Genomic DNA, 14,201 nt, shown 5'->3' with positions numbered 1-14,201 from the left:
GTCGGTCGCCGGTCAGCCGTCGGAGGGCGGGAGCGGCACGCTCCCGCCCTCCGCGCGCGTCTCGGGCCCGGGGCCCGGCTGGCAGTGGGGGCACCACGACGTGCGCCGGTGGTCGGGGGAGTTCACCAGCGCCTGCACCTGGCGGACCTCGGTGCCGCACCGCCGGCACGGCTTGCCGCCCCGGCCGATCACCCAGTGCGACTGCCCGGGCCGGTTCACGCCGGTGGTGACCTGGTAGGCGTCCTTGACGAGCGCCGAGTGCCGTAGCGCCCGCGACGCCAGCGCGACGAGCCTCTCGGCGTCCACCTCGGCCATCGGCGTCCAGGGGGAGTGGCCGAGCAGGAAGGCGAGCTCGTTCGCCCAGAGGTTGCCGAGCCCGGCCATGATCCGCTGGTCGAGCATCGCCGGCGCGAGCTGGCGCTGCGGCTGGGCGCGGAAGTGGGCGACGGCGGCGGCGGCGTCCCAGTCCTCCCGCAGCGGGTCGGGGCCGAGGTACCCGATCACCTCGTGCTCCTTAGCGGTCTCGACGAGCTCGACGATCGCGAGCCGCAGGCCGTACGCCGTCCCCGCCCCCTCGGCGGCCAGCAGCACCCGCACGTCGTCCATGAAGTGGCGCGGCAGCCGCTTGCCGGGGCCGGTCGTCTTCCAGGTGCCCTCCATCTTCTGGTGGCTGTGCAGCGTCAGCCCGCCGGAGAAGCGCGTGAGGAGGTGCTTGCCGTGCGAGTCGTGGCCGAGCACGGTCCGCCCGGCCAGCGACGTGGTCGCCAGCTGCGGCACCCGCAGGTCGCCCCGCTCCAGGACGCGCCCGGCGAGCACGCGGTCGAGCTTCCGCGCGTTCTTGTAGACGCTGTCTCCCTCGGGCACGACCTCCATGGTGCCCGCGGACTCACGCGGTCATGTGGGCCCGTCGAACACGAAGCGGGTCGGCTGGACCTGGTCGGCGGTCGGGAACGCGTGGGCCCGCCGCGGGTGCAGCTCCCACGCCTCGAACGGCGGACCGCCCGAGGTCGGGGCGGCGTACGGCGCGTCCAGCAGGTCGCCGGTCGGCTCGGTCGGCCAGTCGTAGGCCTCGAGCATCGCCGCCGAGGCCCGCTCGAGGTCCGCGCGGGCGTGCAGCCGCACGGCGCGGGCCTCGACCACGAGGTGGACCGTGCCGAGGTCGACCGCCAGCGAGACCCGGCCGTCGGCGCGCAGGTGGGCGGTCTTGACCGCCGCCGGGCTCGTCGTGACCACGAACGACGACCCGCCCCAGGCGGCGAACACCGGCCGGGTGTGGACGCCGCCGTGCCGGGCCGGGACGCTGAGCCAGCTGGTGCCGGCCCCGGCCCGCAGGTCCGTCTCGATCGCGGCCCAGGTCGCCGGGCCCGCTCCCGGCTCCTCGCTCCCGGTGCCGCGCCCGGTGCGCGGGATCGCTTCCGTCCGCGGTGTGCTCATGACAGGGCCGACCACGCGGGTGGCCGGGACTCATCGGTGGGCCTCGGGGCCCCGCGCGAGAGGATGGGCCCATGCCGCCCCGTCGTCGCCGTCCCGAGCCCGAGGCCCTCGCCGCCGCGCTGGCGGACGTCGAGGCCGGCGACCCGGCCCGGGCGAGCCTCAAGCTCCTCGTCAAGCACTACCTGGACGAGCTCGTCGAGGCCGCGCCCGGCTACAGCGTCGAGGTCCGCGTCCCGCCGTACGGCGCGGTGCAGGCCGTCGCCGGCGGGCGCCACACCCGTGGCACGCCGCGGGCCGTCGTCGAGACCGACGCCCTCACCTGGATCGCGCTGGCGCGCGGGGGGCTGACCTGGGACGACGCCGTCGGCACCCACCGCATCGCCGCCTCGGGCGAGCGGACCGACCTCGCGCCGTACCTCCCGCTGACCGGTCCGCGAGCGGGGTCCGGCCCGGCATAGCCTCGGGGCATGCCTTCCGTCGACGACCTCCGCACCCGTCTCGCCGAGCACCTGCCGCGCCTGCGGGCCGACCTCGAGGACCTGGTGCGCATCGAGTCCGTCAGCGCCGACCCCGCCCGCGCGGGTGAGGTGCGGCGCAGCGCCGAGGCCGTCGCGGACCTGCTGCGGGCCGAGGGCATCGACGACGTGTCGATCGTGGCCGCCGAGGGCGGCGCCCCGGCGGTCATCGCGCGGCGGCCGGCGCCGCAGGGCGCGCCGACGGTGCTGCTCTACGCCCACCACGACGTGCAGCCCGAGGGCGACCACGCCCTGTGGGAGTCCCCGCCGTTCGAGCCGACCGAGCGCGAGTCGCCCGCCGGCACGCGGCTGTTCGGCCGCGGCGCCGCCGACGACAAGGCCGGGGTCGTCGCCCACCTGGGCGCGCTGCGCCTGCTCGGCGACGACCTCGGCGTCGGGGTCACCGTCTTCGTCGAGGGCGAGGAGGAGGTGGGCTCGACCACCCTGCCGATGCTGCTCGCCGAGCACCGCGACACCCTCGCCGCCGACGTCATCGTCATCGCCGACTCCACCAACTGGGACGTCGGCGTCCCGGCGCTGACGACCAGCCTGCGGGGCCTGGTCCGGGTGTCCGTCGAGGTCACGACGCTGACCCACGGCGTCCACTCGGGCATGTGGGGAGGCCTCGTGCCCGACGCCCTGATCGCCCTGTCCCGGCTCGTCGCCTCGCTGCACGACGACGCCGGCGACCTCGCGGTCGCGGGTCTGGTCTCGGGCCCGGCGGCCGACGTCGACTACCCGGAGGAGCGTCTGCGCGCCGAGTCCGGGCTCGCCGACGGCGTCGGGTTCGTGGGCACCGGCAGCGCGGTCGCGCGCCTGTGGACCAAGCCCGCGCTCAGCGTCATCGGCCTCGACGCGCCCCGTGCCGAGGGCGCCTCGAACACGCTGGTCCCGAGCGCCCGCGCGACGCTGTCGATGCGCATCGCCCCCGGCGACACCGTGGAGTCCGCCACCGAGGCGCTGCGCAGCCACCTGCTCGAGCACGCCCCCTGGGGCGCGCAGGTCGAGGTGACGTTCCTCGACGGCGGCGAGGCCACCGCGATCGACGCCACGGGCCCGGCGTACGACGTCGCCCGCGACGCCTTCGCCGACGCCTGGGACGGCGTCCGCCCCGTCGACCTCGGCGTCGGCGGCTCGATCCCGTTCATCGCCGAGTTCCTCGAGGCGTTCCCGCAGGCCTCGGTGCTGGTCACCGGCGTCGAGGACCCCGACACCCGCGCCCACGGCGCCAACGAGGGGCTGCACCTCGCCGACTTCGAGCGCGTCGTCGTCGCCGAGGCGCTGCTCCTCGACCGTCTGCGGTAGCCGGAGGGCTCAGGGTGCGAGCGGCAGCGTGACGCGGAAGGTCGTGCCGACGCCGAGCTCGGAGTCGACCTCGATCCGGCCGTGGTGACGCTCGACGATGCGGGCCACGATGGTCAGTCCCAGCCCGGTGCCGGGCTGGGCCAGGGCCTGGGGGTTGGTGGAGCGGAAGAACTCCGCGAACAGCTGCTGCTGGTCCGACTCCGAGATGCCGAGGCCCTCGTCGGAGACCCACATCGTGAGGGTGCCCGCCGCGGGGCCCTCCTCGACGCCGAGCTCGACCCGACCGCCGTCACCGGAGTACTTGACCGCGTTGCTGGCCAGGTTCGTCACCAGCTGGTCCAGCTCGTACGGGTCGCCGTGGGCGACCACCGCGTCCTGCGGGGTGACGAGGTCGAACGTGACGTCGCGGTCGTCGGCCTGCATCTCGAGGAGCTGCGCGACCTCCTTCAGGGCGCGCCCGATGTCGACCAGGACCGGCTCGATGACGTTGTGCGGGTCGCCGACCTTCGCCAGCATCAGCAGGCTGTTGACGAGGTTGTGCAGACGGTGGGCCCCGCGGCCGATGGCCTGGACCGAGGCTTGTCCGCGCGACGACAGCTCGTCGTCGGTGTCGAGCAGCTCCACGTGACCGATGACCGTGCTGAGCGGCGTCTTGAGCTCGTGCGAGACGGTCGCGATCAGACGGCTCTTGTAGGCGTCCAGCTGCTGGAGCTCGTCGACCAGCTTCCGCTCGCGCTCGAACAGTCGCGCCGTCAGCAGGGCCCGACCGAGGTCCTGACCGATCTCGAGGGCGGCGGCGATCTCCGCGTCGCTCCAGTCGGGGTCGGTGTCGTCACGGGCGAGTGCCAGGACGCCGAGGCACTCCTGGCCGGCCCCCAGGGGGACGACGAGGATGGAGGTGACGTGCACGGCGAGGAGGAAGTCGCAGATCCGCTGGTGCTCCTCGGGGCTCAGCAGCCAGTCCTCGCGCCGCGTCGAGACCATGAGCGCCCGCTGGTGCTCCCAGCAGGCACGCGCGATCCGGTCGCCCATCTCCAACATGGCCGCGGGGATCGGGGTGCCCTCGCGGTTGGCGCGCTGGCGCTCGTCGTCCTCGTCGTCGAAGGTCCGCAGCCACAGACCCTGGATGTCGAAGCCGTCGACGACGGCCTGGCGGGCGGCGTCCAGCAGCGGGCCGCTGCTCAGCTCGCCGGCGGCCTCGCGGACCACCTTGCGCGCGGTGTCGGCGAGGCGCACCCGCTCACCGAGCCGGGCGCGCTCGACCGCGCTGACGATGGCGCGCGCGGCCTGCTCGGCGTACGTCTCGAGCTGGCGGCGCCGCTCCGGTCCGGGCCGCATCCCGTCGTCGGGGAGGTCCACGGACATCGAGCCGCGGATCTCGCCGGCGTCGTCGGTGATGAGCGCGATGAGGAGGTCCATCGGGTGCCAGGCGTCCGGGTCGTCCACCGGCTCGTAGTCCGGCACCCACCCGATGGTGCTGACGTTCTGGCTGAGCCTCTCGTGGGGGACGAAGCGCAGCCGCGGGCCCCAGTGCTCGGCGACGGTGAGCTCCTCCAGCAGCCCGGAGAGGGGGCTGAAGGTGCCGAGCAGCTCGTCGCGCGCCCCGTCGTCCCCGGACAGGGCCACGACCTCGAGCTCGCCGGTGTCGTGCAGCACGCTCACGGCGGCCACGCCGAAGCCCACGACCTCGACGACCCCGTCGGCGACGACCTGGAGGCTGTCCTTCAGGGCGGTGTGCGACCAGGCGTCCGCCATCACACGGTGGATGCGGTACGTCGTGCTGTCCGACGACGTCTCCTCCACGACGGACACCCCCTGCCCCACGAGACTGCGTCGATGGTACGTCCAATGCCGGGGTACCCGGGTCGGACGTCCACGCATCCGCCGCGGGCCTAGACTCGTCGTGTGCCCTCCTCAAGCAGCGTGCGCAAGGGCGGCGACGGGCGGCTGAACCACGCCCTGGACCCCGAGGACCTCGGCCCGCAGGACGCCTGCGGGGTGTTCGGCGTCTGGGCTCCCGGCGAGGACGTCGCCAAGCTGACCTACTACGGGCTGTACGCCCTGCAGCACCGCGGCCAGGAGTCCGCCGGGATCGCGGTGAGCAACGGTCGCCAGATCCTGGTCTACAAGGACATGGGCCTGGTCTCGCAGGTGTTCGACGAGGCGACCCTGGAGGCGCTGAAGGGGCACGTCGCGGTCGGCCACTCCCGCTACTCGACCACCGGCGCGAGCACCTGGCTCAACGCCCAGCCGACGTTCCACCCGACCGAGCACGGCTCGATCGCGCTCGCGCACAACGGCAACCTGACGAACACCGCCGAGCTCGTGCGGATGGTCGCCGACCGCAGCGTGCTGGACGGCGAGCTCGACCTCCCCGTCGACCGCGGCCCGACCGCGACCAACGACACCAGCGTCGTCACCGCCCTCCTCGCCGACCACCCGGGCCGGACCGTCGAGGACCGGGCCGCCGAGATCCTGCCGCAGGTCAAGGGCGCCTTCTCGTTCATCTGGATGACCGAGGACACCCTGTACGCCGCCCGCGACCCGCAGGGCATCCGGCCGCTGGTGCTGGGCCGCCTGGAGCGCGGCTGGGTGATCGCCTCGGAGACGGCGGCGCTCGACATCGTCGGCGCCTCGTTCATCCGGGAGGTCGAGCCCGGCGAGATGGTGGCGGTCGACGTCGACGGCCTGCGCTCCCACCGCTTCGCCGAGGCCGCGCCCAAGCACTGTCTCTTCGAGTTCGTCTACCTCGCCCGCCCCGACACCCGCATGACCGGACGGCGGGTGCACAGCGTCCGCGTCGAGATCGGGCGCCGGCTGGCGAAGGCGTTCCCCGCGGACGCCGACCTCGTCATCCCCGTGCCCGAGTCCGGCACGCCCGCCGCGATCGGGTACGCCGAGGCCTCCGGCATCCCGTACGGCATGGGCCTGGTCAAGAACTCCTACGTCGGGCGCACCTTCATCCAGCCGAGCCAGACGATCCGCCAGCTCGGCATCCGGCTGAAGCTGAACCCGCTGCGCGACGTCATCGAGGGCAAGCGGCTGGTCGTCGTCGACGACTCGATCGTGCGCGGCAACACCCAGCGCGCCCTGGTGCGGATGCTGCGCGAGGCCGGCGCGCGCGAGGTCCACGTCCGCATCTCCTCGCCGCCGGTGAAGTGGCCCTGCTTCTACGGCATCGACTTCGCCACCCGCGCCGAGCTCATCGCCAACGGGCTGACCATCGAGGAGATCCGCGGCTCCATCGACGCCGACTCGTTGGGCTTCATCGAGCTCGACGACCTCGTCGACGCCACCGAGGTCCCGAAGGACCACCTGTGCCGCGCCTGCTTCGACGGCGTGTACCCGGTCCCGCTGCCCGAGCCGGAGCACCTCGGCAAGGACCTGCTCGAGACCGGTCCCCGCACCCCGGACGGCCTGGCGGCCTCCGCGGCGGGCGGCGGCGCACCCGACTCCCTCCGCCACCCCTGAGGAGCACCCCCGTGACGGACCCCTCGACGTACGCCGACGCCGGCGTCTCGATCGACTCGGCCGACAAGGCCGTGGCCCTGATGAAGGGCTGGGTCGAGAAGGCCCGGCGCCCCGAGGTGATCGGGGGGCTCGGCGGGTTCGCGGGGCTCTTCGACGCCTCGGCGCTGCTGGCCTACCGTCGGCCGCTGCTCGCGACGTCCACCGACGGCGTCGGGACCAAGGTCGCCATCGCGCAGGCGATGGACCGCCACGACACCATCGGCTTCGACCTGGTCGGCATGGTCGTCGACGACCTCGTCGTCTGCGGCGCGGAGCCGCTGTTCATGACCGACTACATCGCCACCGGCCGCGTCGTCCCCGAGCGGGTCGCCGCGATCGTGAAGGGCATCGCCGAGGCGTGCGTCGAGGCCGGCTGCGCCCTCGTCGGTGGCGAGACCGCGGAGCACCCGGGGCTGATGGAGCCCGACGAGTACGACGTCGCCGGTGCCGCCACCGGCGTCGTCGAGGCCGACCGCCTGCTGGGCCCCGGCCGGGTCGCGGCGGGCGACGTGGTCGTCGCCATGGCCTCGTCGGGCCTGCACTCCAACGGCTACTCGCTGGTGCGTCACGTCCTCGCCCGCGCCGGGTGGGGGCTCGACAGGCACGTCGACGAGCTCGGGGGCCCGATCGGGGAGACCCTGCTCACCCCGACCCGCATCTACACCCGGGCCTGCCTGCAGCTGGCGGCCGAGACGCGCACGCACGCGATGGCCCACGTCACCGGGGGAGGCCTCGCGGCGAACCTGCAGCGCGTGCTGCCCGCGGAGCTCGAGGCCGTCCTCGACCGCGGGACCTGGACGCCCGCGCCGGTCTTCGACGTCGTCCGGCGCGCGGGCGACGTCCGCCTGGAGGACGCCGAGCAGACCCTCAACCAGGGGGTCGGGATGGTCGCCGTCGTCGACGCCGCGGACGCCGACCGGGCGCTGGAGGTCCTGGCGGCCGCCGACGTCCCCGCCTGGGTCGCCGGAGAGGTCCGCGCGGCCGCCGACGCACCCGCCGGCGCCGCCGAGGTGGCGGGTGGCGCCGTCCACCTGGTGGGCTCGCACCCCGCCTAGCGGGACCGGCCCGGGCGACGCGGGCGCAGGACTGCCGCGGGCCCGCCCCGGGCACTGAGGCGAAGACGACACGTGAATCCTCCGAGCCGCTGTGCGGAATCCTTCGGCGAACAGGTAGCGTGGGCGCCACGACACAGACCGGACAGTCCGGGCCTTCCGTGCCCGGCCAACGTGCGAGGGGGTCGACCCTATGGGGCGCGGCCGAGCTAAGGCGAAGCAGACGAAGGTCGCACGCGACCTGAAGTACCGCACTCACGAGACGGACTTCGGGGCGCTGGCGCGCGAGCTGCACGGCGGGGACGACGACGTCAGGGACGACGTCTCGTCGGACGACGACGACTGGTCCGACCGCCGGGAGTGACCCTCCGGGCCGGAGGGTTCCCCTGGCACCTCCGCCGGCCCAGGTGCGACGAGCGCCGGCGAGGAGCCTCGAGACCCGGTGACGATCCCGTGGCCGAAGCCACGGTCCCGTCACCGGGCGTCGTCATGCCGGCTCGGTGATCAGGGCAGCCACGTCCCCCGCAGGCGGCCCACCTCGCGCATGCGCTGCTCGGCCAGGCGGTCGGCCGCGGCGCCGGGCGGGACGCCGTCCTCGTCGGAGCGGCGCAGGACCTCGCGGGTGGTGTCGAAGATGCCCGTGGCCCGCTGCTGCGCGCGGTCGAACGAGAAGCCCTCGAGCTCGTCGGCGACCTGGATCAGGCCGCCCGAGTTCACGCAGTAGTCGGGTGCGTAGAGGATGCCGGCGTCGATGAGCGCCTTCTCCACCCCCGGGTGCGCGAGCTGGTTGTTCGCGGCGCCGCAGACGATGCGCGCCGACAGCGCCGCGACGACCTCGTCGGTGAGCGCGCCACCGAGGGCGCAGGGGGCGTAGACGTCGAGGGTGCCGGCGACCAGCGCGTCGGTGTCGTCGACGACGGTGATCGCGCGGGAGTCCGGGTGCTCGGCCAGCAGCGCGGAGACCGCGGGGGCGTGCACGTCGGTGACGACCACGCGGGCGCCGTCGTCCAGCAGGTGGCGCACGAGGTGGCGCCCGACCTTGCCGACGCCGGCGACGCCGACGGTGCGGCCCTCGAGGGTGGGGGCGCCCCAGACCCGCTCCGCGGCGGCGCGCATGCCCTGGAAGACGCCGTACGCGGTGAGCACCGAGGAGTCCCCGGCGCCGCCGTGGGCCACCGTGCGGCCGGTGACGAACCGGCTCTCGCGGGCGATCAGGTCCATGTCGGCGCTGTAGGTCCCGACGTCGCACGCCGTGTAGTAGCGCCCGTTCAGCGACTGCACGAAGCGGCCGTACGCGCGGAGCAGCGCCTCGGACTTGTCGCGCAGCGGGTCGCCCACGATGACCGCCTTGCCGCCGCCGAGGTCGAGCCCGGCGAGCGCCGCCTTGTAGGACATGCCCCGCGACAGCGCCAGCGCGTCGGCGACGGCGTCCGCGCCGGTCGCGTACGGGTGGAAGCGCGTGCCGCCCAGGGCCGGGCCGAGCGCGGTGGAGTGGATGGCGATGACGGCCCGCAGGCCGGACTCGCGGTCGGAGCAGACGACGACCTGCTCGTGGTCGGCGGCGGCGTCGAGGACGTCGTACGGCGCGTCGGCGTGCGCGGCGGCGGGGTGGCTCATGGTTCGGACCGGCCTTCTTCTCGGGGCGCCACGGGGGTGTGCGGCGCGGGTGGGGCGCGACCGCGGGGGTGGGCGGTCGACGTCGGGTTGCAGATTAACGCCGATGTCACACCGACCTCTGGCGCGGTGTCCGTCGTGTGGGGTAGGACAGTTCCCATCCTGGGCGCGACTCGGCACCCGGGTTTGTTTTCTCGGAAGGTTCATCACCGTGGCTTCGATCCGTAGCGCCCGAAGGCGCCACACGACCAGGAAGGCCGCGGTCACCGTCGCGGCCGGCCTGGCCGCCCTGCTCAGCCCGTTGCTCGTGTTCTCGTCGAACGCCGCCGAATCCGGTGTCTCGACGATCAGCACCGAGTCCGACCCCCGTTGTGACTCCGCCCGTCTGCAGGGTCTGAAGGACCAGGCAGAGCTCTTCGCCGCCGGCTGCGAGCAGCTGGACGAGGAGTACGGCGCGATGGACGACTCGTCCGCGCGCCTCGACGACCCGGGCGACGTCCGCTCCAAGAACATGCAGCTCCTCGCGCGTCGCGCGAAGTCCGAGACGTTCGCGTCGTACACGCACTCGGACCTCGCGTTCAAGGGCCGGTACGTCTACGCCGGCAACTACGGCGGCTTCACCATCTTCGACGCGAAGAACCCCGGTGACCCCCAGCGCGTGGCCGAGGTGCTCTGCCCCGGCTCGCAGGGTGACGTGTCGGTCTACAAGAACCTGCTCGTCGTGAGCGTCGACGCCCCGCGCAGCTCGGCGTCCTGCGACAGCACGGCGTCGGTGACGACGAACCCCACCGCGTGGGAGGGCGTGCGCGTCTACGACATCTCGCAGCCGACGAACCCGGAGTACGTCGCGGCCGTCAAGACCGCCTGCGGCTCGCACACCCACTCGCTCGCCCCGAGCGACAACGGTCAGCGGCTCTACGCCTACGTCTCGTCGTACTTCCCGAGCGACACGAACCCGAACTGCCCGCCCCCGCACGACAAGATCAGCGTCGTCGAGATCCCGATGGCCGCCCCGCAGAACGCGGCCGTCGTGTCGACCCCGGTCCTGTTCCCGGACGGCGGCAACCCGGGTGGCGGCCGTGAGCTGGCCCCGACCACCGGCTGCCACGACATCACCACCTACGCCGAGAAGGACATCGCCGCGGGCGCCTGCATGGGCGACGGCATCCTGATGGACATCTCCAAGCGCAAGGCGCCGGTCGTGACCGAGCGCGTCCAGGACCGCGAGAACTTCGCCTTCTGGCACTCGGCCACCTGGAACAACGACGGCACCAAGGTCGTCTTCACCGACGAGCTGGGCGGCGGCGGCGCGGCCACCTGCAACCCGGACGTCGGCCCGAAGCGCGGCGCCAACGGCATCTACGACGTCGTCGACGGCCAGCTGGAGTTCGCGAGCTACTACAAGATGCCGCGGACCCAGACCAACAGCGAGAACTGCGTGGCCCACAACGGCTCGCTGATCCCGGTGCCCGGCAAGGACATCATGGTCCAGGCCTGGTACATGGGCGGCATCTCGGTGTTCGACTTCACCGACTCCGAGAACCCGCGTGAGATCGCCTGGTTCGACCGCGGCCCCGAGCCCGAGGGCAGCACCGAGTCCGGCGGCAACTGGTCGGCCTACTGGCACAACGGCCACGTCATCGCCAACGACATCGGCAAGGGCCTGAACGTCTTCAACATCAGCGCCCGCGCGGTCGACCCGGCCCGCAACGTCAAGCTGGGGACGAACAACCCGCAGATGCAGAAGAGCTACTGATCCGGTAGCCCCGACGCCGCGAGGGCCCCGCACCGTGCACGGTGCGGGGCCCTCGTGCGTGCGGCCCGACCCCGCCGGTCGAGTCTGTCGAGACCCCATCAACGACAACGGAGGCGATCACTGTCTCCCACGCACAGTGATCGCCTCCGGTGACGCCGGTCAGGACCTCAGAGGGAGTCCTTCACGTCCTCCATGCGGCCGATCTCGGCGGTCTGGCCGATGTTGATGTCGGCGGCCATCTCGAGGGCCTGGATGTCGGAGCCGTCGGCCTGCAGGTCCTCCGTCATGTCGACCGCCCCCTGGTGGTGGCCGATCATCGCGTCGAGGAAGAGACGGTCGAACTCGGGCCCGTCGGCCTCGACGAGCTCGAGCAGCTCGTCGGAGGTCAGCATGCCCATGTCGCCCATGCCCATGCCGCTCATCTCCTCCGCCATGTCGACGGAGTCGTCCTCGGGCGCGGGGACCTCCTGGCCGCGGGCCTCGAGCCAGCGCGCCATGGCCTGGATCTCGGGCGCCTGGGCGTCGCGGATGCGGGACGCGATGCGGCGTACGCCCTGCGACTCGGCACGGTCGGCGGCGAGGTCGGAGATCACGAGCGCCTGACGGTGGTGCGGGATCATCATCGTCATGAACTCGACGTCCGCGTCGCTGTACTCGTTCGGCTCGAGCTCGGTGGGGCCCTCCTCCGCCTCCTCACCGGGCTCGCCGGGGCGGATGACGCGGACGCCGCTGCCGTCGTCCTGACCGCCTTCCGGGGCGGCCGAGGAGGTAGCGGACGAGGGCGAAGCGTCGCTAGATTCCTCCGCGCCCCCACAGCCGCTCAGGCCGAGAGTGGCCGCGACACAGAGGACGACGGTGGCACGGGTCGAGTAACGAGTCCTGATCTCCATCGTTCTCTCAACGTACGTCACAGCCCTTGGCTACGGCGACCCCGCAACCCCACCCCTCCCATCCCTCGAAGGGACTGCAGTGATCACTCGACTCGGACTGTCACGGAGAGGTGCGCGGCGCAGTGCCGCACTCCTCGCCACGGCCCTCGTGGCCTCACTCGCCCCGGCCCTCGGCCTCGCCGCCAGCACGTCCGCGACGGCGGCGTCCTCGGCGGCCGACGACCCCGCCTGCCAGGCGGCCAGGGCGGCCCAGGAGTCGGCCGTGGAGCTCTTCGCCCGCGGATGCGACACGCTCGACGACCAGTACGGCGCCATCGACGACTCCGGCGCCCGCAACGACGAGCCGGGCCGCATCGCCTCGAAGAACATGGGCCTGATCGCGAACCGGCCCAAGACGGGCCCCTTCGCCACCCCGGACGGCGCTCCGGGAGCGGCTCAGCTCGACTACGCGAACTCCGACCTCGCGTTCAAGGGCAAGTACGCCTTCGCCGGCAACTTCCAGGGCTTCATGATCTGGGACGTCAGCACCCCCTCCCAGCCCGAGGCGGTCACGCAGCTCGTGTGCCCGGGTGGTCAGGGCGACGTGTCGATCTACCGCAACCTGCTGGTCTACAGCGTCGACTCGCCGCGGACCGACGACACGTGCGAGAGCCAGGCGTCGAACACGGCCAACCCGACGGCGTGGGAGGGGCTGCGGATCTTCAACATCAAGGACCCGGAGAACCCCAAGTACGTCGCCGCGGTGCGGACCGACTGCGGTTCCCACACCAACTCGCTGGCGCCGAGCCAGGACGGCAAGACGCTGTACTCCTACGTCTCGTCGTACTCGCCGTCGGACACGAACGTGAACTGCCAGCCGCCGCACGACAAGATCAGCGTGGTGAAGATCCCGCTGGGCAAGGCCGCGGACTCCGCGGTCGTCTCGACCCCGGTCCTCTTCCCGGAGGGCGGCAACCCGGGCTCGAACGGCTCCGCGAACACGACCGGTTGCCACGACATCACCACGTACCCGAGCAAGGACATCGCCGCCGGCGCCTGCATGGGTGACGGCATCCTGATGGACATCTCGGACCGCGAGAACCCGGTGGTGACCGAGCAGGTGCGCGACACCACGAACTTCGCGTTCTGGCACTCCGCGACCTGGAACAACGAGGGCACCAAGGTCGTCTTCACCGACGAGCTCGGCGGCGGCGTGGGCGCCACGTGCAACCCCGAGGTCGGTTCCAAGCGCGGCGCCAACGGCATCTACAACGTCAACAAGGACGGCGAGCTCGTCTTCAAGGCCTACTACAAGATGCCGCGCACCCAGACGAACGAGGAGAACTGCGTCGCCCACAACGGCTCGCTGATCCCGGTCGAGGGCCGCGACATCATGGTCCAGGCCTGGTACCAGGGTGGTATCTCGGTCTTCGACTTCACCCGCTCGCGCAAGCCCGTCGAGCTCGCCTGGTTCGACCGTGGCCCGCTCGACGAGCCCGGCACCCCGGCCTTCCCCGTGGGCAGCGTCGGCGGCTCCTGGTCGGCGTACTGGCACAACGGCAAGGTGTTCAGCAACGACATCGCGCTGGGCTTCGACGTCCTGGACGTCAACCTGCCGCTGCTGGACGAGGCCAAGAAGGTCCGCCAGGGCACCAACAACCCGCAGGCCCAGACCTCGTACTGAGCCGCACCGCCTGACACCTCGGCCCCCGGTCCGCACGGACCGGGGGCCGAGGTGCGTCCACCGCCGGCCGACCAACCGCGCGGATCCCGGATGGTCGAGCAGCCGAGCCGAGCCGCGCCAGCGGCTCCGCGTCGTCGAGACCACTGCACGGTCGACGTCGGTCTGCATCGGCGCCGGTGGAGCGTGTCGAGACCTTGACGTCCTGGTGCGGGTGGGCAGGGTCTCGACGGACGTTCGCTCGCCGGTTCTCGCTCACTGCCCGACCAACGGTGGTTGCCTCGGCGAGCGGGCTTCACTGTCGGTGGTCACGTCTAGCGTGAGTTCCATGGACGAGTCGACCACCGCCGCTGGGGAGGGCCTGCACCCGCGGGACCCGGCTTCGTTGGTGGTCGAGCTGCGTGCGGTGCGTCGTGCAGAAGACGCGGCGGCGGCGCGGGTGCTGGCGTTGGCGGTGGACTGGGC

At 72.7% G+C, this 14,201-nt stretch carries 12 protein-coding genes; 7 read left to right on the top strand and 5 right to left on the bottom strand.

From position 1 onward, the window contains the following. Positions 1-12 precede the first annotated feature (12 nt). Both MJ876_RS06265 and MJ876_RS06260 read right to left on the bottom strand, forming a co-directional pair. The gene (locus MJ876_RS06265) at positions 13-864 is read right to left on the bottom strand and encodes a DNA-formamidopyrimidine glycosylase family protein (RefSeq protein ID WP_240235370.1); all 852 of its coding nucleotides are present in this window, start codon (positions 862-864) and stop codon (positions 13-15) included. A gap of 30 nt (positions 865-894) precedes the next feature. Next, a complete protein-coding gene (locus MJ876_RS06260) occupies positions 895-1,434 on the bottom strand; it encodes a pyridoxamine 5'-phosphate oxidase family protein (RefSeq protein ID WP_240235369.1) in 540 nt (179 codons plus the stop codon). Between the two features lie 71 nt (positions 1,435-1,505). Here MJ876_RS06260 and MJ876_RS06255 point away from each other — a divergent pair, with 71 nt between their 5' ends. After that, positions 1,506-1,892, top strand: coding sequence for a sterol carrier family protein (locus tag MJ876_RS06255; protein ID WP_240235368.1), 387 nt, complete (start codon positions 1,506-1,508; stop codon positions 1,890-1,892). 9 nt (positions 1,893-1,901) lie between these two features. Next, a complete protein-coding gene (locus MJ876_RS06250) occupies positions 1,902-3,254 on the top strand; it encodes a dipeptidase (RefSeq protein WP_240235367.1) in 1,353 nt (450 codons plus the stop codon). Between the two features lie 9 nt (positions 3,255-3,263). Here MJ876_RS06250 and MJ876_RS06245 read toward each other — a convergent pair whose 3' ends face one another. Continuing rightward, positions 3,264-5,066, bottom strand: a complete 1,803-nt coding sequence (locus tag MJ876_RS06245) for a GAF domain-containing sensor histidine kinase (RefSeq protein WP_240235366.1) — start codon at positions 5,064-5,066, stop codon at positions 3,264-3,266. Between the two features lie 111 nt (positions 5,067-5,177). On the opposite strand from MJ876_RS06245, the gene purF reads away from it, so the two are divergent. The 3 genes from purF to MJ876_RS06230 all read left to right on the top strand — a co-directional run bounded on the left by purF (position 5,178) and on the right by MJ876_RS06230 (position 8,180). Beyond that, positions 5,178-6,725, top strand: a complete 1,548-nt coding sequence (purF, locus tag MJ876_RS06240) for an amidophosphoribosyltransferase (protein ID WP_374202458.1) — start codon at positions 5,178-5,180, stop codon at positions 6,723-6,725. An 11-nt stretch (positions 6,726-6,736) separates the two neighbouring features. Continuing rightward, the gene (purM, locus tag MJ876_RS06235) at positions 6,737-7,819 is read left to right on the top strand and encodes a phosphoribosylformylglycinamidine cyclo-ligase (RefSeq protein ID WP_240235364.1); all 1,083 of its coding nucleotides are present in this window, start codon (positions 6,737-6,739) and stop codon (positions 7,817-7,819) included. Positions 7,820-8,009: 190 nt separating this feature from the next. Then, the gene (locus tag MJ876_RS06230; RefSeq protein ID WP_240235363.1) at positions 8,010-8,180 is read left to right on the top strand and encodes a DUF3073 domain-containing protein; all 171 of its coding nucleotides are present in this window, start codon (positions 8,010-8,012) and stop codon (positions 8,178-8,180) included. Positions 8,181-8,320: 140 nt separating this feature from the next. Here MJ876_RS06230 and MJ876_RS06225 read toward each other — a convergent pair whose 3' ends face one another. Further along, positions 8,321-9,433: a Glu/Leu/Phe/Val dehydrogenase dimerization domain-containing protein gene (locus MJ876_RS06225; RefSeq protein ID WP_240235362.1), complete on the bottom strand. Its 1,113-nt coding sequence runs from the start codon at positions 9,431-9,433 to the stop codon at positions 8,321-8,323. A 208-nt stretch (positions 9,434-9,641) separates the two neighbouring features. Between MJ876_RS06225 and MJ876_RS06220 the strand changes: the two genes are divergently transcribed. Next, complete coding sequence (locus tag MJ876_RS06220; protein WP_240235361.1) at positions 9,642-11,186, top strand: LVIVD repeat-containing protein; 1,545 nt, start codon at positions 9,642-9,644, stop codon at positions 11,184-11,186. A 167-nt stretch (positions 11,187-11,353) separates the two neighbouring features. On the opposite strand, the gene MJ876_RS06215 is transcribed toward MJ876_RS06220, so the two are convergent. Continuing rightward, positions 11,354-12,076, bottom strand: coding sequence for a DUF305 domain-containing protein (locus MJ876_RS06215; protein WP_240235360.1), 723 nt, complete (start codon positions 12,074-12,076; stop codon positions 11,354-11,356). A 148-nt stretch (positions 12,077-12,224) separates the two neighbouring features. Between MJ876_RS06215 and MJ876_RS06210 the strand changes: the two genes are divergently transcribed. Further along, the gene (locus tag MJ876_RS06210) at positions 12,225-13,739 is read left to right on the top strand and encodes an LVIVD repeat-containing protein (RefSeq protein ID WP_240235359.1); all 1,515 of its coding nucleotides are present in this window, start codon (positions 12,225-12,227) and stop codon (positions 13,737-13,739) included. Positions 13,740-14,201: the final 462 nt, after the last annotated feature.

Source organism: Nocardioides sp. CFH 31398, assembly GCF_022436705.1.
Lineage (GTDB): Bacteria > Actinomycetota > Actinomycetes > Propionibacteriales > Nocardioidaceae > Nocardioides.
This window is presented reverse-complemented; position numbering and strand designations above follow the sequence as displayed.